General features: G+C 66.3%; 11 protein-coding genes and 1 riboswitch. Of the genes, 7 read left to right on the top strand and 4 right to left on the bottom strand.

The annotated features are described in order from the left end of the window. From BST12_RS06120 to pks2, 3 genes are all read right to left on the bottom strand, one after another. The coding region (locus BST12_RS06120) for a type I polyketide synthase (RefSeq protein ID WP_139801524.1) at positions 1–2,149 on the bottom strand (2,149 nt) is incomplete at its 3' end. Positions 2,150–2,695: 546 nt separating this feature from the next. Beyond that, on the bottom strand, positions 2,696–4,162 hold the full coding sequence (locus tag BST12_RS06125) for a condensation domain-containing protein (protein WP_170062064.1): 1,467 nt from the start codon (positions 4,160–4,162) through the stop codon (positions 2,696–2,698). A 54-nt stretch (positions 4,163–4,216) separates the two neighbouring features. Next, on the bottom strand, positions 4,217–10,462 hold the full coding sequence (gene pks2, locus BST12_RS06130; protein WP_083112129.1) for a sulfolipid-1 biosynthesis phthioceranic/hydroxyphthioceranic acid synthase: 6,246 nt from the start codon (positions 10,460–10,462) through the stop codon (positions 4,217–4,219). Between the two features lie 176 nt (positions 10,463–10,638). Here pks2 and BST12_RS06135 point away from each other — a divergent pair, with 176 nt between their 5' ends. From BST12_RS06135 to BST12_RS06145, 3 genes are read left to right on the top strand one after another with little or no spacing between them, the layout of a single operon-like run. Next, positions 10,639–12,384, top strand: a complete 1,746-nt coding sequence (locus tag BST12_RS06135) for an AMP-binding protein (protein WP_083112370.1) — start codon at positions 10,639–10,641, stop codon at positions 12,382–12,384. Positions 12,385–12,388: 4 nt separating this feature from the next. Beyond that, entirely contained in the window at positions 12,389–13,492 is a 1,104-nt protein-coding gene (locus tag BST12_RS06140) for a zinc-dependent alcohol dehydrogenase (protein ID WP_083112130.1), read from the top strand. 5 nt (positions 13,493–13,497) lie between these two features. After that, a complete protein-coding gene (locus BST12_RS06145) occupies positions 13,498–14,061 on the top strand; it encodes a carboxymuconolactone decarboxylase family protein (protein ID WP_083112131.1) in 564 nt (187 codons plus the stop codon). Positions 14,062–14,148: 87 nt separating this feature from the next. Here the strand turns inward: BST12_RS06145 and BST12_RS06150 are convergent, their stop codons facing one another. Next, positions 14,149–14,583 (bottom strand): PaaI family thioesterase, encoded by a 435-nt coding sequence (locus BST12_RS06150; RefSeq protein WP_083112132.1) that lies wholly within the window; start codon positions 14,581–14,583, stop codon positions 14,149–14,151. A gap of 59 nt (positions 14,584–14,642) precedes the next feature. On the opposite strand from BST12_RS06150, the gene BST12_RS06155 reads away from it, so the two are divergent. The 4 genes from BST12_RS06155 to ileS all read left to right on the top strand — a co-directional run bounded on the left by BST12_RS06155 (position 14,643) and on the right by ileS (position 20,751). Then, positions 14,643–15,767 carry an NAD(P)H-dependent flavin oxidoreductase gene (locus tag BST12_RS06155; RefSeq protein WP_083112133.1) on the top strand — a complete coding sequence of 375 codons (1,125 nt, stop codon included), beginning with the start codon at positions 14,643–14,645 and terminating at the stop codon, positions 15,765–15,767. Between the two features lie 6 nt (positions 15,768–15,773). Continuing rightward, positions 15,774–16,430: a TetR/AcrR family transcriptional regulator gene (locus BST12_RS06160; protein ID WP_083112134.1), complete on the top strand. Its 657-nt coding sequence runs from the start codon at positions 15,774–15,776 to the stop codon at positions 16,428–16,430. Positions 16,431–16,607: 177 nt separating this feature from the next. Beyond that, a riboswitch (M-box (ykoK) riboswitch) is annotated at positions 16,608–16,777 on the top strand. A 286-nt stretch (positions 16,778–17,063) separates the two neighbouring features. Further along, positions 17,064–17,312: an Rv1535 family protein gene (locus BST12_RS06165; RefSeq protein ID WP_083112135.1), complete on the top strand. Its 249-nt coding sequence runs from the start codon at positions 17,064–17,066 to the stop codon at positions 17,310–17,312. Positions 17,313–17,613: 301 nt separating this feature from the next. Next, a complete protein-coding gene (ileS, locus tag BST12_RS06170; RefSeq protein ID WP_083112136.1) occupies positions 17,614–20,751 on the top strand; it encodes an isoleucine--tRNA ligase in 3,138 nt (1,045 codons plus the stop codon). The last annotated feature ends 6 nt before the right edge of the window (positions 20,752–20,757 follow it).

Consider the following 20,757-nt stretch of genomic DNA (forward strand, 5'->3'; position numbering starts at 1 on the left):
CCAGATCGCGCACCGTCTGGGTGGCCCCGCCGATCACCGTGGACTGCGGCGAGGCGACAACGGCGACCACGACGTCGTCGACCGTGCGGGACATCAATTCCGTAATCACTTGCTGGGCAGGCAGTTCCACCGATGCCATCGCGCCACTGCCGGCAATGCGTGTCATCAGCTTCGAGCGCCGGCAGATCACCCGCACCCCGTCTTCCAGCGACAGCGCGCCGGCGACCACCGCGGCCGCGGACTCGCCCATGGAGTGGCCGATGACCGCTCCGGGCTGTACGCCGTAGGACTTCATCGCCGCCGCCAGGGCGACCTGGACGGCGAACAGAGTCGGCTGTACGCGGTCTATACCGGTGACGACCTCCGGTGCCGTGATCGCTTCGGTCACCGAAAAGCCCGACTCGGCGGCTATCAGCGGCTCGAGCGTGGCGATGGTGGCGGCGAACACCGGCTCACTGGCCAGCAGGTCAGCCCCCATCGCCGCCCACTGCGAACCCTGCCCGGAGAACACCCACACCGGACCGCGATCATCCTGACCGACCGCGGGCAGGTATGGGGTTTCGCTTTCGGCGACCTCACGCAGGGCCGCGGACAGTTCCTCGGGGCCGCCGGCGATGACGGCCGTGCGTACCGGCCGGTGCCCGCGCCGGCGAGCAAGCGTGAAGCCCACGTCGGCCAGGTCGACCTCGCCTGCGCGCTCGGTCGCCCAATCCGCCAGTCGCGCAGCGGTTTGCTGCAGTCCTTCCGGTGAGGTGGCCGACAGCGCAAACACCTGCGGGCCGGCCGCGCCGGATTCGGTTGTCCCAGCGTCCTGTGCCGCACCCGCGGGAGCTTGCTCGATGATGGCGTGAGCATTGGTTCCCGACATGCCGTATGACGACACCGCCGCCCGCCGCGGCTCGCCGGAGCCGTTGTCCGGCCACGGTGTATTCGCCTTTGGCACAAAGAGATTGGTCTCGATGGCAGCCATCTCGTCGGGCAGCTGGGTGAAGTGGATGTTTTGTGGAACCTCACCGTGCTGCAGGGCGAGGATCGCCTTCATCAGTCCAAGCGCACCGGAGGCCGACTGGGTGTGCCCGAAATTGGTTTTCAGCGATGCGAGTGCGCAGGGGCGGTCGATGCCGTAAACCTCGGCCAGACTGGCGTACTCGATCGGATCGCCGATAGGAGTACCGGTGCCGTGCGCTTCCACCATGCCGATGGTGGAGGGGTCCACGGCTCCCGCGGCGAGTGCGGCGCGGTAAGCCGCAACCTGTGCGGGTCCGGATGGGGTGGCGATGTTGACGGTGCGGCCGTCCTGGTTGGACGACGTGCCGCGGATGACGGCCAGAACCCGGTCGCCGTCTCGCTGTGCATCAGCTAAACGCTTGAGCAACAGCACTACGCAAGCCTCACCGACTACGAACCCATCCGCTGCGACGTCGAACGCATGACAATGTCCCGTAGGAGACCCCATACCCAGTAGCGAGCCGGAGACAAACCTGCGCGGGTCCATCGTCAACGAGACGCCGCCGGCCAGTGCCAGTTCGCACTCGCTCTCGTGCAGGCTGCGGCAGGCCGAGTGCACGGCGACCAGGCCGGACGAGCATGCCGTGTCGACGGTCATCGCCGGGCCGTGCAGCCCCAACGTGTAGGAGATCCGCCCGGAGGCGAAGCTGTAGTTGTTGCCGGTGAATCCGTAGGGCCCGTCCAGCGCGTTGGCGTCGGCGGTCTGCAGGGTGTAGTCGCCGCTCGTCATTCCCATGAACACGCCGGTCTGCGTGTCGACCAGCTCGGCCCGGGTGTTACCGGCGTGCTCCATGGCTTCCCACGCGGTTTCCAGCAGCAAGCGATGCTGCGGGTCCAGCGCGGTGGCCTCCTGCTCGCTGATTCCGAAGAAATCGGCGTCGAAACCCGCGACGTCGTCGATGAACGCGCCCCACTTGGATACCGTCCGGCCGGGCACGCCGGGCTCGGGGTCGTAGTACTCATCCGCGTTCCAGCGGTCCGGGGGAATCTCGGTGACCAGATCGTCGCCGCGTAGCAACGCCTCCCACAACAGCTCAGGTGAGTCGATGCCCCCCGGCAGCCGGCACGCCATACCGATGACGGCAACCGGCGTAACGCGTGTCGTATCCACGGTTCTTCTCGTCTCCTTACCCGCGTCCATGCTTTTTCGGTGGCGCATCGTCGAACCTTGCTCCGGGCTGCGCCAATCGCAGCACCGGGCGCTCCCATCGACCCCCACACTTCAGCCAAACGGATTGGTGATTGGCGTGATCAGCAGCGTAGCCGGTTGTTTTCGCACGCGTGGAAAAATCGTGCGTACGTACAAAAAAACTTCCTGCCGGTGACGTCAATTTCGCGACGGCTACAGGCCTTGTTGACTGTCGAGTCAATAGGCAAAGTGCCAGCATGTGGCACTAATCGGCGGATGTGTACGGGTGTTCCAGAGCGCGCTGTGCACCGCGCGGCCCGATGCCACCTTCCCTGCCTTTTGGTCACAAAGCGACGGTGGAGGGGGCCGCCGGTCGGGGCCGGCTTTGGTAGCCAGCGGGGCCCTGAACCACGTCAAATACCACGCGATTTTCTGCTGCTTTGGAAGGCGAATCGCCGAAGTGTGGAAAGCGGTCCGACTCCGATGTTCAGGCTATGCCTTTCGGCGCCCGCAGAGGCCGGAATCGAGATATTCCGGGCCCGCTCTTTTCAGCCGTGATCAGGGCCGTTGCCGCTGAAGCTGGCCCAGGCGGGGGGCAACCGCGATCTCGCTGGGGCGGTCGATCAGGCCGTCGGCCACCTGGACGCACACCGACCTCATTTCTTCGAGGTAGCGCGTCACCGATTCATGGGCGATCGGATTGTTCGGGAACGACGCGGTCACTGTGGTCTCGTTCTGAAACTTGTTGACCCACATACACACTCGCGCCGCGATCCTGCCATCGCTGAAGACTTTGGCATTCATTCGTTCCAGATTCATTGCGATCACAGCTGAAAGCGGAGGCACCCCGGCGTCCAGGAACGACAGCATGGGAAAGCCGCCTCGTGGGGTCGCCTCGAGCCACGGTGCTAGTTCCAGTACCCGCTCGAACGGCACGTTGGCCAGCGGGGTGCCGGCATCGAAGGATTTTTGTGCGCGACGGGCAGTCTCAGCAAACGACGGCCCGACCTCCACCGTGAACGGGATGTGGCCGACGAACCAGCCCGTGGTCATCAGCTCATCCGGGGTGCTGCGGGTGCTGGTCGGGGTGACGGCGCGGTAGGTGTCTGACCCGGTGAGTTCGTATTCGGTGAGTGCGGCGACCGCGAACACGCCACCGCTGAACCGGGCGCCGGCGCTGGTGCAGGCCGCTTCGAATCGGGCGGTCTGGCGTGCGTCCATCAGTTGCAGCGAAAGCAATTCACCCCTGGTGACCAGCGAGGTGTCACCCAGTGGCAGCGGGAATGCGGGCAGCGTTCCCGCATCGCTTTCGAAGAATTCGATCCATTGCCGAATCTCCGGTGAGGCCAATGTCAGCGCCGACGTGTGGGCGCGCTCCCGCAGGCAGTACTCGTCGTAGCTGCCGACGCTCGGTAAGGGAATCGGGCCGCCGCCGTCCATCAGTGCGTCGTACAAACCCTGGATCTCCCAGAACACGGCACCCAGAAATGTCGCATCGACATGGAGATGGTCGACGCTGAAACAGAAGGTGAAGTGGTCGTCGCGCTGAATGACTGCGAACCTGAAGCAATCCCACTCCAGCGGGCTCGGCGTCGCCAGTATGTAGTCCTGCCATTGCTTGGGCGTCATCTCGCCGTGCTCAGCCGGAATCAGTTCGATATCAGTGGGATTGCCGATCGTATGTCTGACGATGCGCGCAGTGTCGGTGAATTCGAACCAACTTCGGAATGTGTCATGTCGGCGGAGGTGCGAATTGAGGACATAGGTCATCGCGCGGATGTCGCATTGGCCGCGGAAATCCAAGGCGGCGACCACGAGTCGTGACATTTCACGGCCGCGTGCGGCCTGGTCGCGATAGCCGCGGAGGTGGCGGGCTTGGATATAGCTTGGCGGCACAGCACTTATCGGTGCTTGGCGTGCCGTTTCCAGTGCGGCGGGTGTGGGGTGCCAGCGCCACACCGAGCCGGGGTCGGGAGCCCAATTGCCGACGGTCTCTAGACCCAAGTGGCCCAAGACAACCAACATCGCTCCTTCGGTTCAGCCCTGAATCCCAGGTTATTTCATGTCGGCCGCTGAGCCTTACATTGCGGCCGCGGCGTTTCCGGTTGGCGTCAGCGTCTGGCACAGGTGATCCGCCAAGCCGCGCACCGTGGTGATGTCGGTCGAATGGATGCGGATGCCGGTTTCGGTTTCGATGCGGGTTCGCAATTCGAGGTTGCCCAGCGAGTCAAGCCCGTACTGGGAAAGTGGCCGGTCAGGGTCGACGGAGCGGCGCAGGATCAGCCCCACTTGTTCGGAGATGAGCCGCCTGAAGCGGATTGGCCACTCGTCGTGGGCGAGCTCGGAGAGTTCGGCGCGGAACTTGCCGTGGGCCGAGTGCTTTACCCCGGCGGAGCGGAATGCGTCGGCGAATCGGCTCCGTTGGGCCAGGGCGGTCAACCACGGCGATCCGGCGATCGGTGCGTAGCCGCTGTATCCGCGGGTGTGGCTCAGCAGCGCCTCGAACGCGCGGGCCCCCTCGTCGGGAGTGATCATCGTGGTGTCGCCGCTTTCGGCCAGGCTTGCGCCCCGGCCGATCTCGGCCCACGCACCCCACGCGATCGCGGTGGCCGGAAGCCCTTGGGCCCGTCGCCAGTGGGCGAACGCGTCCAGCCAGCTATTGGCGGCGGCATATGCACCCTGACCCGGTGAGCCCAGCAGTGCGGCCGCCGAGGAGAACACGCAGAACCAGTCCAGCGGTGCGGCTGCCGTCGCCTGATGCAGATTCCACGCGCCGTGAACCTTTGGCGCCCACACCCGCTCGATCAACTCGGCGGTGATGTTGGTCAGGGTGGCATCTTCGACGACCGCAGCAGCGTGCAGCACACCACGCAACGACAGCCCGGTGGCCGTTGCCGCGGTGACCAGCCGCTGCGCGGTGTCGGCGAGGGCGATATCGCCGCACTCCACCACGATGTCAGAGCCGGTGGCGCGGATGAGTTCTATTGTCTCCATTGCCTTTTGGTTGGGTACGCCGCGAGAGTTGAGCACAATGCGGCCGGCGCCGGCGGCCGCCATCTTCTCGGTGAGGAACAACCCGAGGCCGCCCAAACCGCCGGTGATGATGTAGGCGCCGTCGGGACGGAAGACGCGAGCCTGCTCAGGGGGGATCACGACGCTGCTGTTTCCGGCTTGCGGTATGTCGAGGATGAGCTTGCCGGTGTGTTCGGCCGCGCTCATGATCCGCAGTGCGGTTGCTGCCTCGCCGAGCGGGTAATGCGTGCTCGCCGGTATCGGGAGCACGCCGTCGGCGGTCAGCCGGTACACCGTTTCCAACAGCTCCCGCACCTCGTGTGGGTGGGTGATCGACATCAACCACAGGTCAAGAGCGAAAAACGTCAGGTTTCGGCGGAACGGGAAGAGTCCAAGCCGGGTATCGCCGTAGATGTCGCGCTTGCCGATCTCGATGAACCGGCCGCCGAAGGTGAGCAGGTCCACCCCGGCCCGTTGCGCCGCCCCGGTCAGTGAGTTGAGCACGATATCCAAGCCGTCTGAGCCCCCCGAGACCCCGCCGGCGGTGTCGCGGCGGATCTGTTCGGCGAACTCGACGGTGCGCGAGTCATATACATGCTCGATACCCATGTCGCGCAGCATCTTCCGGCGCTGCGGACTGCCGGCGGTGGCGAATATCTCGGCCCCCGCTGCGCGCGCGATCGCGATCGCCGCCTGTCCGACGCCGCCGGTCCCGGAATGGATCAGCACCTTGTCGCCGGCCTTGATCCGGGCCAGGTGGTGCAGCCCATACCAGGCGGTCGCCGTTGCGGTGCTGACCGCGGCGGCTTGGGCGTCGGTGATGCCCGCGGGAATCTTGGCGGCCAGGCGGGCGTCGCAGCTGACGAACGTCGCCCAACAGCCGTGCGGGGAGAGGCCACCGACCCGGTCACCGACTTTCAGCGTCGTGACGTCAGGTCCGACCGCGGTCACCACACCGGCGAAATCGGTACCCAGTCCCGGCTGCGGTCCGAAGCTGGTGCGGTAGCGGCCGAATACGCCGAGAACATCGGCGAAGTTAATGCTGGACGCGGTGACCGCGACCTCGATCTGTCCCGGGCCCGGCGAAACTCGTTCGAAGGCAACGAATTCCATCGTCTCCAGGTCGCCGCGGGTGCGAATGTCGGTCCGCATTCCGTCCCGGGCATGGTCGACGATGGTTGCGGGTCGTTCGTCGGGGCGCAGGGGAGCGGGGCACAACCGTGCGGTGTACCACTGGCCGGTGCGCCAGGCGGTCTCGTCTTCGTCGCAGCCGGCCAGCAGTTGGCGGCCCAGCCGCCCGGCGTCGGTCTGTTCGTCGATGTCGATGTGGGAGGTATGCAGATGCGGGTGCTCGGCGCCGATCACCCGCAACAGCCCGCGCAACCCGGCCTGCTGCAGATTTGCGCGGTCATCGGCGAGTACCGTCTGGGCGCCGCGGGTCACCACATACAACCTCGGCGCCTGGCCGGGCAGGTCGGCCAGCTCCCCGGCGATGCGCACGAGCTGCTCGACGTTGTCGCTGGCCAGAACGCCGTCGCCGGTCGGCCGCCCGGTCAGAACGACTAGGTGCTCGAAGCCGGGCCGTAATTCCGTGGCGTTGACAACCGTCGCGCCGTGTCGCGTCAACGCATCGCTCAACTGCCTCGCCAACGGCGTACCGGGTGCATCGACAGCGGCATCGATGTCGATCAGCAGCCAGGTGCCCGTTGGCGGGGTCTCGATTTCGGGCGGCTCGCGACGCTGCCATTCGATGGTCAGCAGCCGCTCACCCAGCAGCCGATCCTGCTCGGCGCTCTCCGAGCAACCCGTGCCCATCAGCAGCCCGCGCACCACCAGCAGGACGCTCCCGTGCTCGTCCATGACGTCGATGTCTGCCTCGACGTCGGTCGTGCACGCGGTCACCGTGGTGAGGCAGTAGCGGGCAGTGCGGGTGGCCGCGTAGGTGCGCAAGTAGCGCACACCCAACGGGAGCAGTAGGCCGCCGTTGCCCAGCTCCTGCACGGCCGGGTGGGCCGCGACCGATTGAAAACACGCATCCAGCAGCGCGGGATGCACATCGAATCCGGCTTGCTGGGTCCGCACGGACGTCGGCAGGGCGACCTCGGCCAGCACGGCGTCGATTGCGCCTTCCGATAAGTAGGCCGCGGCCAAGCCGGTGAACGCGGGACCGAATTGGACACCGCGCGCGTCGAACCACTCGCGCAGCTGATCGCCGTCGATGCGATGCGGATGGGCCGTCAGCAGGGCGCTGATATTTCGCGCCGCTGGCGGCTCGTCAGCTGCGACGGCACCCAGCGTCGCGCTGGCCCGCCGCAACCGCTCGCCCTGCTGCAACGTCTCCACCTCGAAGGCGGCGACACCGTCGCCGGCCATCGACGCGACTGCACCGACCGGGGTCTGTTCGTCCAGCAACAGCATCTGCTCGAAGCGGATATCGCGGACTTCGGACGCCTCGCCAAGGACGCAGCGGGCCGCGGCCAGCGCCATCTCGCAATAGGCGGCCCCAGGAAGCGCGGCCACGCCGTTTATCTGGTGGTCGCCCACCCACGGCAGTGCGGCGGTGCCCACGTCTGCTTGCCACGCATGCCGCTGCGGCTCCTCCAGCAGCTGCACGTGCGAGCCCAAAAGTGGGTGCACCACAACAGTATTGGAGGTGTTGGCACCCGTAGGCCGGCCCGCCGGCTCCAGCAGCAGGCGACGGCTGGTCCACGTGGGCAGCGGCGCGTCCGTCAACTGCCCGGCGGGATGGGTGACCGAGAAGTCGACCGCCGCACCCGCGCTGTACAGGTCGCCCACCAGGGCGCGCATGCCGTGTGGCAGCGGCTGTTCGCGCCGCATAGCGGCCAGGGCTGCCGCCGGAACGTCCAGGCTCGCTGCGGTCTGGTCGACGGCACGGGTCAGTAGCGGGTGTGGTGACAGCTCGCCGAACACCCGATACCCGTCTTCCAGGGCGGCCCGCACCGCCGCGGAGAAGCGCACGGTGTGACGGAGGTTGTCCGACCAATACCGGGCATCACACACCGGCCGCTCGCGAGGATCGAACAGGGTGGCCGAGTAGTAGGGGACCTGCGGTGCCAACGGCGTGACGTCGGCCAGCACCCGGGACAACTCGTCGAGTATCGAATCGACCTGCGGGGTGTGCGAGGCCACGTCGACGGCGACCTCGCGGGCCAGCACGTCGCGGTCTTCCCACGCCGCGACGAGGTCGCGAACCGTCTGAATGGCCCCGCCGATCACGGTGGACTGCGGCGAGGCGACGACGGCGATCACGACGTCCCTGACGCCGCGCTTGGCCAGCTCCTCGCGCACCTGCTGGGCGGGCAACTCCACCGCCGCCATCGCGCCGATGCCCCGGATGCGGGTGCACAGGGCAGAACGGCGGCAGATGACGCGCACTCCGTCTTCCAGGGACAGCGCTCCGGCGACGACGGCGGCGGCCACTTCACCGAGTGAGTGGCCGATGACCGCACCCGGCGTGATGCCGTAAGACCTCATGGTGGCTGCCAGCGCGACCTGCATGGCGAACAGCGTCGGCTGGACCCGATCGATTCCGGTGACGGTCTGGGGTGCGGTCATCGCCTCGGTGACCGAGAAACCCGATTCCTGGGCGATCAGCGGCTCGATCGCCGCGATAGTCGCGGCGAAAACCGGCTCGCTGGCCAGCAGATCCGTGCCCATCGCGGCCCACTGCGAACCCTGGCCGGAGAAGATCCACACTGGTCCGCGGTCATCCTGGCCGACCGCTGCCTGGTAGGGAGTGTCGCCGTCGGCGACCTCACGCAAGCGCACGATCAGCTCGGTGTGACCGGCCGCGACCACCGCCGTGCGCACCGGACGGTGGCCCCGTCGGCGTGCCAGGGTGTAGCTCAGATCCGGCAATGGCACCGGGTCGGGGTGCTGGTCGATCCAGTCCGCCAGCCGGCGCGAGGTGTGGCGCAGCGCCGCGGCCGAAGTTGCTGACAGCACAAACAATTCGGGTCCTGCCGGCCGCGTCGGAGAGGCTTCCGCTGCGGTTTGGCCCGCCTGCTCAACGATGACGTGCACATTGGTGCCGGACATGCCGTACGAGGACACGGCCGCTCGCCGGGGTTGATCGCCGTTCGTCGGCGCCTCGACGGGCCACGCCGTAATCTCTTGCGGCACAAAGAGTCCGGTGTCGATCCGGGCGAGCTCGTCGGGCAGCCGGGTGTGGTGCAGCATCGCCGGCACCACGCCATGTTGCACCGACAGGATCGCTTTGATGATTCCCACCGCGCCGGCGGCGGCCTCGGCATGACCAAGGTTGCTCTTCGCGGATCCGAGCGCGCATCGAGTCCCGTTGGCGCCGTAAACCGCTGCCAGACTGGTGAATTCGATCGGGTCGCCAACCGGGGTGCCGGTGCCGTGTGCCTCGACCATGCCGACGGTGTCGGCGTCCACCTCGGCCGCGGCCAGCGCCGCGCGGTAGGCCTCGACCTGCGCGTCGCGCGACGGGCTTGCGATGGTGTCGGTTCGGCCGTCCTGGTTGGTGGCCGTGCCGCGCAGCACCGCGAGGATGCGGTCGCCGTCTCGCTGGGCGTCGGGCAGTCGCTTGAGCAGCACCATGGCGCAGCCCTCGGAACGGACGAACCCGTCAGCTGCGGCGTCGAACGTGCGGCAGCGGCCGGTGGGAGACAACATGCCCAGCGCCGAGGCCGAGCTGAACACGTGCGGTTCCAGCATCACCAGGCAACCGCCGGCCAGCGCCAGGTCGCTCTCCTGCTCATGCAAACTGCGGCAAGCCATATGCACCGCAAGCAAACTCGACGAACAGGCGGTGTCCACGGTCATCGCCGGACCGCGCAACCCCATGGCGTAGGACACCCGGCCCGACGCCATGCTGAAGGCGGTTCCGGTGAACGCGTACGCGTCAGCCCGGGCGCCTGCCTGGTCGGTTACGAACGCGTAGTCGTCGTGGCACATGCCGACGAACACACCGGTCAGCGAGCCGGTCAACGCTTTGGGATCCAGGCCGGCATGCTCCACGGCCTCCCATGAGGTATGCATCAGCAGTCGGTGCTGCGGATCGATCGCGGTGGCTTCTCGTTCGCTGATACCGAAGAACTCGGCATCAAAGCCCGCGACATCGTCGAGGAATCCGCCCCAGCGCGACACCGACCGGCCCGGCGCACCCTGCTCGGGGTCGAAGTGCTCGTCGGCGTCCCATCGATCGCTGGGAATCTCGGTGATCAGGTCGTCGCCGGACAGCAACGCCTCCCAGAACCGGTCCGGGGAATCAACGCCTTTGGGGAGCCGGCATGCCATGCCGATGACTGCGATCGGAGTGACACCCATGGCTTGATCCCCTCGGCGATTGCGTGCAGCGCTCAGTCTTTGACGGCCATCTTCCCTGCTCAGGGCCACCAGATCGGGGAGCAACGCGCCGACGTTTTGTCCGGCGAGGGTGCGGCAGGTGCTGGGGCGGGCAAACCGGGGTTGCGGCGAAGGCGAAACAGGTAGTGTTGCTGCACGTGGTCGGCTCTTCCATTCCCACTGTGCTGCGCGAGCGCGCCAGTCTGAACCCCAACGATGCGGCAATCACCTACATCGATTACGAGCAAGATTGGGACGGCGTTGCCCAGACATTGACCTGGTCACAGCTGTATCGGCGAATGCTCAACGTTGCCGATCAAATCAAGGATTGCGGCTCGACCGGTGATCGGGCAGTCATTCTCGCGCCGCAGGGCCTCGAATACATCGTCGGATTTCTGGGTGCGCTGCACGCCGGATTCACCGCCGTTCCGCTCACGGTTCCCTACGGCGGCGCCCACGATGAGCGGACGATTTCGGTGCTGAGCGACACGTCGCCGACTGTCCTGCTGACCACGTCGGCCGTCGTCGACAATGTCGCCCCGCACGCGCAGCCGCATCCCGGACAAAACGCACCGGCACTCGTCGAACTTGATTTGCTGGAGCTGGATGCACGGCCGCGGCCGGGTGGCTCGCGTGGCGTCAAGGACGCGCCGGAGATCCAATATCTGCAATACACTTCGGGCTCCACCCGGGCGCCGGCCGGGGTGGGCATTACGAACAAGAACGTCTTCGCCAATTTCGCTCAGATGGTCGCCGATTTCTTTGCCGGCGAGGGGGGAGTGGTCCCGTCGGACCTCACGGTGGTGTCCTGGCTGCCGCTGTATCACGACATGGGTCTGCTGTTGGGCGCCATCATGCCGATCCTGATCGGCAAGCCCACCGTGCTCACCAGTCCGGTGGGGTTCCTGCAGCGGCCGGCCCGCTGGATTCAACTGCTGGCGCGCAATGGGTGTACGGCTTCGGGCGGGCCGAACTTCGCGTTCGAGCTGGCGGTGCGCAAGACGTCGGACGAGGACATGGCCGGCCTCGATCTCAGTGGCGCACACAGCATCCTCGACGGCAGCGAGCGAGTGCAGCCCGCCACCCTCAAGCGCTTCGCCGATCGGTTCGCGCCCTTCAACTTTCCCGCCAAGGCACTGCGGCCGGCGTATGGGATGGCCGAAGCGACGGTGTACATCGCGACCCGTACCGCGACTGAACCACCCAAAATCGGTTACTTCGAATCCGAGAAATTGCCCGCCGGCCAAGCCGTCCCGTCGTCGACCGAAGGCGGCACCCCGCTGGTCAGTTACGGTGCGCCGAAGTCGCTGGCGGTGCGCATCGTCGACGCCGACACGGGCACCGAATGCCCGGACGGCGCGGTCGGCGAGATCTGGGTGCACGGCGAAAACGTCGCGGCCGGCTACTGGCAGAAAGCCGAAGAGACCGACCGCACCTTCGGCGCCAAGATCGCCAACCCGGTGGAGGGCACGCCCGAAGGCCCTTGGCTGCGAACCGGAGATTCGGGCTTCTTGTCCGACGGCGAGCTGTACATCCTCGGACGCATCAAGGATCTGCTGATCATCTACGGGCGCAACCACTCTCCCGACGACATCGAAGCGACGATCCAGGAGATTACCGCGGGCCGCTGCGCGGCGATCGGGGTTCCGGACGGCAGCGCCGAGAAGCTGGTTGCCATTGTCGAAGTCAAGAAGCGCGGCGACTCCGACGAGGACGCCAAGGACCGGCTGCGCGTCATCAAGCAGGATGTGAACGCGGCGATCTACAAGTCGCACGGACTGAGCGTGGCCGACCTCGTGCTGGTGTCGCCCGGGTCGATTCCGATCACCACCAGCGGCAAGATCAGGCGCGCACAGTGCGTCGAGCTTTACCGGCAACGCGAGTTCAGCCGCCTGGACGCTTAGCGCCATGCCGGACGGCTCGGTTGCGCGGGCTTTGGTGCTAGACGCCCCGCGCAGCTTGGTCGTTCGCGAGTTTCCCCTTCCGGATATCGGCGCCGAGGACGCCCTGGTGCGGGTCGAGGCCTGCGGGCTGTGCGGGACCGATCACGAGCAGTACACCGGCGAGCTGTCCGGCGGCTTTGCGTTCGTGCCCGGCCACGAGACGGTCGGGACGATCGAGGTGATCGGAGCGCGAGCGGCCCAGCGCTGGGGCGTGTCCGCGGGCGATCGGGTGGCCGTCGAGGTGTTCCAGTCCTGTCGCCAATGCCCGCAGTGTGTTTCGGGGGAGTACCGGCGCTGCATACGTCACGGGCTCGCCGACATGTACGGCTTCATTCCGGCTGACCGCGCGCCCGGACTGTGGGGCGGCTACGGCGAATACCAGTATCTGGCAGCCGATTCGATGGTGTTGCCGGTGGGCGGTGACCTGCGCCCGGAGGTGGCTGCCCTGTTCAATCCGTTGGGCGCTGGAATACGTTGGGGTGCAACGGTTCCGGGTACCAAGCCAGGTGATGTCGTCGCGGTCCTGGGCCCGGGTATCCGGGGCCTGTGCACCGCCGCGGCGGCAAAGGAGGCCGGCGCGGGGTTCGTGATGGTGACCGGAGCGGGTCCCCGTGACGCCGAACGGTTGGCGCTGGCCGCGCAGTTCGGAGCCGACCTGGCCGTCGACGTCACGCTCGACGATCCGGTGGCCGCCCTGTCGCGCGAGACCGGCGGACTGGCCGACGTCGTCGTCGACGTGACCGCGAAGGCGCCGGCAGCGTTCGCGCAAGCGATCGCGCTGGCCCGTCCCGCCGGAACCGTCGTCGTCGCCGGGACGCGTGGCTTCGGCAGCGGCGCGCCGGGGTTTTCCCCCGACGTGGTCGTGGTCAAGGAGCTACGGGTGATCGGGGCCCTCGGCGTGGATACCCCCGCCTACCGGGCCGCGCTCGATCTCTTGCGTTCCGGTCGCTACCCCTTCGAAAGCGTGCCACGCCGTTGCGTGCGCCTCGAAGAGGCCGAGGATTTGCTGGCTACCATGGCCGGAGAACGCGACACCCTGCCGCCAATACACGGAGTGCTCACACCATGACATCCATGAAGCCGACCCGGGTGCCCCTGCTGCCGGTCGCCGAGGCCAAGGCCGCAGCCGACGAAGCCGGTGTGCCCGATTACATGGCCGACCTGAGCATCTTTCAGGTTCTGCTGAACCATCCACGGCTGGCGCGGACATTCAATGATCTGCTTGCCACGATGCTTTGGCACGGCGCGCTGGAACCCAGGCTGCGCGAACTGGTGATCATGCGCATCGGCTGGCTCACCGCCTGCGACTACGAATGGACGCAGCACTGGCGCGTGGCATCCGGGCTCGGTGTGACGGCCGAAGACCTGCTCGGGGTGCGGGATTGGGAGAGCTATTCCGGCTTCGGGGAGACCGAGCGAGCCGTCCTCGCGGCCACCGACGACGTGGTGCGCGACGGCGCGGTCAGTGCTGAGAGCTGGGCCGCCTGTGAGCGCGAATTACCGGGTGACACAACGGTTCTGATCGAGCTCGTCACCGCAATAAGCGCGTGGCGGATGGTGGCGTCGATCCTGAAGAGTCTGCAGGTCCCGCTGGAAGAAGGGGTTGCGAGTTGGCCGCCGGACGGCGTCTCGCCCTAGTAGCTCACCGAGCGTGTAATCACTGCGACATTTTGGCGATTTTTTCGCACTGAGTGCACGTTGGGCGCAGGTGTAAAGCCTTGGGGTTCAGACGATCCGGTAGGTCTGCACGGCATGGGCGACGACATTGCCGTCCGGGTCGGTGGCGGTGATCTCGGTGAAGATGAGTTCCTTACGCCGCCGCGCGGTTCTCGCCTGGCAGAGCAGATCTGACCGCTTGGCCGCGCCGGTGTACTGAATGCTCATCGCGACGGTCGAGGCGCGCATGCCCTTGTCGAAGTCGTGGTTCGACCACGCGGCGGCGGCACCGGCGGTATCGAGCACCGAGGCGATCCCCCCGCCGTGAAAGTAGATGCCGTCATTGGTGAGGTCTTCCCGGAACGGCAGCCGGATCGTCACGTCGTCGGGTTCGTAGCGTTCGAAGACGAGGCCGAGCCCGCCGATGAACGGCGTGCTCTGCATCAGATCGCGGACCGCCTGACGACGCTTGTGCTGCTCTTCGGCGGTCAACGGCTGGGGCATAGCGGGTAGGCTACCGGATTCGATTGACATATCAATCAATAGCTTTTAGCGTCCACGAAATGCGAACCAGAGTCGCCGAATTGCTCGGCGTTGAGTTTCCGATCTGCGCCTTCAGCCACTGCCGCGATGTCGTGGCCGCGGTCACCAACGCCGGTGGCTTCGGCGTCCTCGGCGCCGTCGCGCACAGCCCCAAAAGGTTGGATAGCGAACTCACCTGGATCGAGCAGCAGACCGGCGGCAAGCCCTACGGCGTCGATTTGTTGTTGCCGCCCAAGTACGTTGGCGCCGAGCAAGGCGGAATCAACGCCAAGCAGGTCCAGGAGCTGCTGCCCGAGGAGCACCGCGCCTTCGTCGAAGATCTGTTGACCAGGTACGGAATTGCGGCGCCGGCCGACGAGCGCGTGGCTTCCGGTGGCGGGCTGAACATCTCGCCTAAGGGCTACGAGCCGTTGCTGGAGGTGGCCTTCGCCCACGACATCCGGCTTATCGCCAGCGCGCTCGGGCCACCGCCGCGCGACTTGGTCGAGCGCGCGCACGAGCGGGATGTCCTGGTCGCCGCGCTGGCCGGCACCACCGAACACGCACGACGCCACGCGGCCGCGGGCGTGGACCTGATCGTCGCGCAGGGCACCGAAGCCGGCGGCCACACCGGCGAGGTGTCGACGATGGTGCTGGTTCCAGAAGTGGTGGACGCCGTAGCGCCGACGCCCGTCCTGGCCGCGGGCGGAATCGCCCGCGGCCGCCAGATCGCTGCGGCCCTGGCACTGGGTGCCGAAGGTGTGTGGTGTGGCTCGGTGTGGCTGACCACCGATGAAGCCGAGACGCCGCCGGTGGTCAAGGACAAGTTCTTGGCCGCGAGCTCGTCGGACACGGTGCGGTCCCGATCGATGACCGGTAAGCCCGCGCGCATGCTGCGTACGGCCTGGACCGACGAGTGGGACCGGCCCGACACACCCAAACCGCTCGGCATGCCGCTGCAGAATGCGCTGATCAACGAGCCGCAGCTGCGCATCAACCAGGCGGCGGGGCAGCCCGGCGCCAAGGCTCGTGAGCTGGCGACCTACTTCGTCGGTCAGGTTGTCGGTTCGCTACAGCGGGTGCGCCCGACGCGCTCGGTGGTGCTCGAGATGGTCGAGGAGTTCATCGACACGATCGGGCGGCTCGAGGGTCTCGTTGACAGGTGACGTGAAGTGAGCAGCGCCGGTGCCCGGCGCCGGCGTGCGGTCAGCGACGAAGAGAAGTTGCAGCGGCGCGAGGAGATCATGGCCGCGGCCAAAGAAGTGTTCGCCGCCAAGGGTTTTCATGCCACCACCATCGCCGACATCGCCAAGCAGGCCGGCATGGCATATGGCTTGGTCTACTGGTATTTCGACTCCAAAGATGACCTGTTCCATGCCTTGATGGCCGTCGAGGAAGACGCCCTGCGGGCGCATCTGAGGGCGGCGTTGTCGTCTTTGACCGGGGGAACCGGGGGAACCGGGGGAGAAGCGCCGTTCCGAACCCTGTTACAAGCCGCTGTGCAGGCGACGTTCGAGTTCTTCGAAGCCGACAAGGCCACGGTGAAGCTGCTTTTCCGCGACGCCTACGCCCTCGGCGACCGATTCGAGAAGCACCTGGGCGGGATCTACGAGCGGTTCATCGACGACATCGAAATCTTTGTCGTAGCTGCTCAAGACGGTGGCGAGGTGGTGGCGGCCCCACCGCGGATGGTCGCCTACACCATGGCCGCGCTGGTGGGCCAACTGGCGCATCGGCGCCTGAACACCGACGACGACGTCAGCGCCGCCGAGGTAGCGGATTTCGTCGTTTCGCTGGTGCTCGACGGGCTACGCCCGCGCCCGTCGTGACCTCACAGCGACGATTCTTACGTGATTCACACGGTTGACTGTGACGTTCATAACACCAGGTCAGGGGCCACAAACCTGACCAATTGCTGTCAGCGGACCTAGTGAAAGCGTAAAGATTCGGACACAGGACCTCGATCACGTTGACCGAGTCGGATGGGTCGTGCATCATCGGTCCGGTAAGCACCTCGTTAGGTGAGGCGGCTACACGAACACAGGCCACTGACCCCGAACGTCGAAAGACGCCCCGGGTCAGGACAGCTCTTCCCGGCTTAAGGGTTGAGCCCAGGTGGCTTCCGATTCATCGGACACGTCGTGTGGTGCCAAAGCTCTGACGAGAGGGGTGCGGATTTTCCGACGGTCGTCGGTCTTTCCTGTGCTCCTTTGTGCGCGCGTAAATCGTGCGGTTATCCGCACGCGGTGTGGCCATGAGGAGGTGAGGGACGCATGAGTTCCAGTGATAGTCCGGATCGATATCCGGGCACCGTTTCGTCCCGAACCGATCTCTGCCGCGCTGCTCTCCGCTGAGTCGTCATCGCAGACGCAAGCGCCTCTAGATCGGAACCGCTACGAGACGGAACCAAGCCAGTTCCAGTAGCTCAGACGTTCCGCTTGATTCCCCGCTAGGAGGCGATCATGACCGCTGTTCTGTACGACGAAGTAGTAACCGTAACCGCCGCGCCCAAGCTGCACGTCGTGCGCGACACCACGCCGATCGAGGCCCCCGCGCCCGCGCCCAAGAAGGCGGCGCGCCGGACCGACAGCCAGCCTTTCGGCGCCGGTGGCGACCCGCTGGTCGACGGCGCGGCCCGGCTGCTGACCGTTCCGCTGCGCCACATGTACGCAGCGCTGTGGCGGGCCGGAATCCTCGAAATCCAGGCCTAGTCAGGCCTAATCGATGGACGACCAAGCCCGGCTCCAAGGGGCAACCCGACTGCAGGTACCGCCTGCGGCCAGGTAGCCCCTTGGAGCCGTAGAATCGACCCAACGGCATCGATCCGGCCATCACCGGGGAGTCTTCGGAAGAACAGCCAGCCAGGCCCAGTAGAGCCGAACGGGTAGGCCCGTCACAGCCTCAAGTTGAGCGGTCACGCGTCAGCGTGGCAAGCGGGGTGGTACCGCGGCGGTTGCGCACCAGCGCATCGTCGTCCCCGGGCCTGACGTGGCACACGGGAGACGACGCACTGTGACCGATAACGCTGACCCCAGGGCATATCGCAAGCTGGGCGGCGGCGCGCCCGACTTCTCGGCCCTCGAGCTGGAGGTCCTCGACCACTGGTTTCGCGACGACACCTTCCGGGCCAGCATCGCCCGCCGTGACGGCGCCCCGGAATACGTCTTCTACGACGGCCCGCCGTTTGCCAACGGCCTGCCGCACTACGGGCATCTGCTCACCGGCTACGTCAAGGACATCGTGCCGCGCTACCGCACCATGCGCGGCTACAAGGTGGAACGCCGCTTCGGCTGGGACACCCACGGGCTGCCCGCCGAGCTCGAAGTCGAGCGCGAGCTGGGCATCACCGACAAATCCCAGATCGACGTCATGGGTATCGCCGCGTTCAACGATGCCTGCCGCGCATCGGTGTTGCGCTACACCGACGAATGGCAGGCCTACGTCACTCGGCAGGCCCGCTGGGTCGACTTCGACAACGACTACAAAACGCTTGATATCAGCTATATGGAGTCGGTGCTGTGGGCCTTCAAGCAGCTGTGGGACAAGGGCCTGGCATACGAGGGCTACCGGGTGTTGCCCTACTGCTGGCGCGACGAAACCCCGCTGTCCAACCACGAACTGCGGATGGACGACGACGTCTACCAAAGCCGCCAAGATCCCGCTTTGACCGTCGGTTTCCAGGTTGCGGGCGGCGCGCTGGATGGGGCTTACCTGCTGGTGTGGACGACCACACCGTGGACGCTGCCGTCCAACCTCGCGGTGGCCGTACACCCGGACGTGACCTATGTCCAGGTCAGGGTCGGCGATCGGCGCTTCGTGCTGGCCGAGGCGCGGCTCGCCGCCTACGCGCGTGAACTCGGTGACGAGCCCGAGGTATTGGGCAGCTACCGGGGAGCGGATCTGCTGGGCACCCGGTATCTGCCGCCGTTTGCCTATTTCATGGACTCGCCCAACGCCTTTCAGGTGCTCTCGGCCGACTTCGTCACCACCGAGGACGGCACCGGGCTGGTGCATATGGCGCCGGCATACGGCGAAGACGACATGGCGACCACCGACCCCGTCGGCATCGTGCCGGTCACCCCGGTCGACTCCAAGGGCCGCTTCGACGCCAGCGTCCCGGATTACCAGGGGCAGCACGTCTTCGAGGCCAACCCGCACATCATCCGTGATCTGAAGAATCAGAGTGGGCCCGCGGCGGTCAATGGCGCGGTGTTGCTGCGCCATGAGACCTACGAGCACCCTTACCCGCACTGCTGGCGATGCCGAAACCCGTTGATCTATCGCGCGGTGTCGTCGTGGTTCGTCAAGGTGACCCAATTCCGCGACCGCATGGTGGAACTGAACCAGCAGATCACCTGGTATCCCGAACACGTCAAAGACGGCCAGTTCGGCAAGTGGCTGCAGGGTGCGCGCGATTGGTCGATCTCGCGAAACCGCTACTGGGGCACGCCGATTCCGGTGTGGAAATCCGACGACCCGGCCTACCCGCGCATCGACGTATACGGCAGCCTGGACGAGCTGGAGCGCGATTTCGGCGTCCGGCCGACCAATCTGCACCGGCCCTACATCGACGAACTCACCCGCCCCAACCCGGACGACCCGACCGGCCGTAGCACCATGCGACGCATTCCAGATGTGCTGGATGTGTGGTTCGACTCGGGTTCCATGCCGTACGCCCAGGTGCACTACCCGTTCGAGAGTGACGACTGGTTCGAAGGTCACTACCCGGGCGATTTCATCGTGGAGTACATCGGGCAGACTCGCGGCTGGTTCTACACGCTGCATGTGCTGGCCACCGCGCTGTTCGACCGGCCTGCCTTCAAAAGCTGTGTGGCACATGGGATCGTGCTGGGCTCCGACGGCCAGAAGATGAGCAAGTCGCGGCGCAACTATCCCGACGTCAACGAAGTGTTCGATCGCGACGGCTCCGATGCCATGCGGTGGTTTCTGATGGCCTCGCCGATCCTGCGCGGCGGGAATCTGATCGTCACCGAACAGGGCATCCGCGAGGGGGTACGGCAGGTTTTGCTGCCGCTGTGGAACGCGTACAGCTTCCTGGCCCTGTACGCGCCGAAAGTCGGTGTGTGGCGCACCGATTCGTCCCACGTGCTGGACCGCTACATCCTGGCCAAGCTGGCTGAGCTGCGCGACGACCTCACCGATTCGATGGAGGTCTGTGACATCTCCGGCGCCTGCGAACAGCTGCGCCTGTTCGCCGAGGCGTTGACGAACTGGTATGTGCGACGGTCGCGTTCGCGGTTCTGGGAGGAAGATGTCGACGCGATCGACACCCTGCACACCGTTTTGGAGGTGACCGCGAGACTGGCCGCTCCATTGCTTCCGCTGACCACCGAGATGGTATGGCGCGGGCTGACCGGTGAGCGTTCGGTCCATTTGACGGATTGGCCGCGCGGCGAAGAGCTGCCCGCCGACGCCGACTTGGTTGCCGCCATGGACCAGGTGCGTGAGGTCTGCTCGGCCGCGTCGTCGTTGCGCAAGGCCAAGAAACTGCGCGTCCGGCTGCCGCTGCCGAAACTCACTGTGGCCGTTGCGGATCCGCAACGGCTGAAGCCGTTCGCTGATCTGATCGGCGACGAGCTCAACGTCAAGCAGGTCGAACTGACCGACGCGATCGACACCTACGGCCGGTTCGAGCTCACCGTCAACGCACGAGTCGCCGGTCCGCGCCTGGGCAAGGACGTGCAAGCGGCGATCAAGGCGGTCAAGGCCGGTGAAGGCGTGGTCAATCCGGATGGGACGCTGACCGCGGGACCCGCCGTGTTGCAGCCCGAGGAGTACAGCTCGCGGCTGGTGGCCGCCGACCCCGAGTTCACCGCGGCACTACCGGGTGGCACCGGTCTGGTTGTCCTTGACGGCACGGTGACTCCCGAGCTGGAAGCCGAAGGCTGGGCCAAGGACCGCATCCGCGAGCTGCAGGAGCTACGTAAAACGACCGGTCTCGACGTGTCCGACCGCATCCAGGTCGTCATCGCGGTGCCGTCCGAGCGTGCGGACTGGGCACACACGCATCGCGATCTGATCGCCGGGGAAATCCTGGCCACCAGCTTCGAATTCGGCGAACCCGCCGATGGGGTCGAGATCGGCGACGGCGTTCGGGTAGCGATTGCCCGAGACGTTCGCCTCGCTTAGGCGAGA

Origin of the sequence: Mycobacterium angelicum (assembly GCF_002086155.1) — a bacterium.
Lineage (GTDB): Bacteria > Actinomycetota > Actinomycetes > Mycobacteriales > Mycobacteriaceae > Mycobacterium > Mycobacterium angelicum.

Excerpts from the sequence above, each read along its gene's own strand:
- BST12_RS06125 (WP_170062064.1), bottom strand. The coding sequence starts at position 4,162 with ATGTTGGTTGTCTTGGGCCACTTGGGTCTAGAGACCGTCGGCAATTGG.
- pks2 (WP_083112129.1), bottom strand. The coding sequence starts at position 10,462 with ATGGGTGTCACTCCGATCGCAGTCATCGGCATGGCATGCCGGCTCCCC.
- BST12_RS06140 (WP_083112130.1), top strand. The coding sequence starts at position 12,389 with ATGCCGGACGGCTCGGTTGCGCGGGCTTTGGTGCTAGACGCCCCGCGC.
- BST12_RS06145 (WP_083112131.1), top strand. The coding sequence starts at position 13,498 with ATGAAGCCGACCCGGGTGCCCCTGCTGCCGGTCGCCGAGGCCAAGGCC.
- BST12_RS06150 (WP_083112132.1), bottom strand. The coding sequence starts at position 14,583 with ATGCCCCAGCCGTTGACCGCCGAAGAGCAGCACAAGCGTCGTCAGGCG.
- BST12_RS06155 (WP_083112133.1), top strand. The coding sequence starts at position 14,643 with ATGCGAACCAGAGTCGCCGAATTGCTCGGCGTTGAGTTTCCGATCTGC.
- BST12_RS06165 (WP_083112135.1), top strand. The coding sequence starts at position 17,064 with ATGACCGCTGTTCTGTACGACGAAGTAGTAACCGTAACCGCCGCGCCC.